This is a genomic window from Ideonella sp. P3_A4, from assembly GCF_056403075.1.
Genome location: NZ_JBFUGE010001195.1, coordinates 1 through 928, shown reverse-complemented (window position 1 = coordinate 928; position 928 = coordinate 1). Strand labels below are relative to the sequence as shown.

Here is a 928-nt window from a genome sequence, read left to right as displayed (position 1 = left end):
GGATACCTCTGACGCCAGGGAAGGTCAAGTTACTTCGGTCCGTCGCCAGGAGCAGGACGACGTGCACGAGATCGGAGGCCGCAGTTGCAACTTCGGTGGTTGCAGGAGCCTGGGGACAAGATCTAGGCAATGGGCGGACGGGCAGCGGCCCAGGTCAGCAACACGAATGCGTTATTTAACATAATATACATTGTCGCGTGTGGCGATGGGTCAAACGGTTCTTCAAGAACCGCCTAACTCGACACTTTCACGCACTCCTGAAGGCCCCCAAATGGGGGCTTTTTTTCCACCTGGCCTGGCCGAAGACCTGAGCATGCTCAACCGCTTCCCCAAGCACATTCCTACCTTCGCAGAGCTACTGACAGACCCCTTGCTTCTGCGCATCTCCAACCAAGCAATCGGCAAGGCCTTCGGCGTGTCGGAGCGGACAGTTCGGCGCTGGAAATGCACCGAAGCCCCCGTTAGTGTCCGAGTGGCTTTGTGGGTCTTTACGTGTGAGGGGCTTGAGGTTCGGCACTGCGAACGCGCCAGGCTTGGGCAGCTCGTCGGCCACGCGACCGCACGACCGGGCATTGAGCTGGTGGGCGGATGGGTGCCTGCGGCCAACGAAGCGGACCAGTCAAACGCCCCGCAGCGGGCATGACCAGTCCTGCCCTTGGCCCAGGTGCGTGGTCGATCGCCAAGTGATAAAGGTAAGGGGCTCAAAGACACATTTGGTGACAACAGGGCTTCCAGGCGGCTGACAGACTCATGGCGCCACCGAAAACAAACTATGGGAGCAAACATTGAAGCCACTACTCGCGCTGCTGCTCGCAGCCCTAAGCACCATGAGCCAAGCTCGCCATCCAGGAGCGTCTGAGCCGCCAATCCCACCCGACGGCAGCCGATGCCAGGCGAACTCTGCGCCCACTCCTGCCCAAGCCAGAGA

1 protein-coding gene is annotated in these 928 nt (G+C 60.3%); it reads left to right on the top strand.

The features are described 5' to 3' along the window. Positions 1-313: 313 nt before the first annotated feature. Positions 314-643 carry a hypothetical protein gene (locus AC1DYI_RS36915; RefSeq protein WP_477209037.1) on the top strand — a complete coding sequence of 110 codons (330 nt, stop codon included), beginning with the start codon at positions 314-316 and terminating at the stop codon, positions 641-643. Positions 644-928: the final 285 nt, after the last annotated feature.